At 36.2% G+C, this 885-nt stretch carries 2 protein-coding genes; one reads left to right on the forward strand and one right to left on the reverse strand.

The features are described 5' to 3' along the window. Positions 1-449 (reverse strand): hypothetical protein (locus tag ACOI1C_RS22620; RefSeq protein ID WP_422512890.1); only part of this gene is annotated, 449 nt, incomplete at its 3' end. Positions 450-697: 248 nt separating this feature from the next. On the opposite strand from ACOI1C_RS22620, the gene ACOI1C_RS22625 reads away from it, so the two are divergent. Next, positions 698-885: hypothetical protein (locus ACOI1C_RS22625; protein ID WP_422512891.1), on the forward strand; the 188-nt coding region annotated here is incomplete at its 3' end.

Genomic DNA, 885 nt, shown 5'->3' on the forward strand with positions numbered 1-885 from the left:
AGCATTTGTTTTTGTGACTCAGAGCCCTGTGGAATGGGACCATAAAAGAATGGATCTTCTTCAAAAGAGAAACTGAACTGCTTGTCGCAAGTCGCTTGCAAAGGACAAGACATACATTTATCTTCGTCCCCATTATACCAAGTCATCAACGTTTCTTTTTCAAATCCATCCCAGATTAACTCATGTCCAGCCTTACACTCGGGTTTCCCCTCCGGGGAACAAGTTTCTGGAATAATGGTGTTTTTCTTAAAGTTCGTCACAACTACTACATCGTGTTCAACCAATGAGGCAGTTTGATGTTCAGCACTAAAGTAGCCTAAATCAGCTGCTAGATATTCCACTTTTAACTCTCCTATTTGATTGAGTTTTTCAATCAATGGAAGAAGTACGTTCACGTCTGAAGTATCTGGTGGAAGTAATGGTAAGGGCAGTTCTAACTGCATATCCATGAAAATGCACCTCGCAAATTGGTATAGTTGGTTGTTTGATTACAGAAGAATTTGTTTGTATTACGTTCCATTAAAAATACAGCATTTAAACTTTTTATGATCACACAGAAAAAAAGATGAAAATTCATCTTTTTTTTATAGAGGGTAAATTAGATTTGATATAAATATACCCAACCCATATTCAAAGATATTCAAAAAAATTGGATACAATAAAAGCTAAAATAAAATCAAGAGTAGGAGGGATTTTAGTGAAAATTATTAGAAGTTTTATCGTAAGCAGCTTTCTTATATTTTCATTAGTAGGCTGTACAAAGGCTGAAGATCAAGAGAAGTATCCAATAGAAGGTGCGATTGAAGCGGGTGATGTAGTAGTTGAGTTTTTTGAAGAACCTCAAAGCGCTGCTATCACTGGGAATTTCAGAGTGGAGAACACGAG

Origin of the sequence: Bacillus sp. DJP31 (assembly GCF_049310945.1) — a bacterium.
In the GTDB taxonomy this organism is placed as follows: domain Bacteria; phylum Bacillota; class Bacilli; order Bacillales; family SA4; genus Bacillus_BS.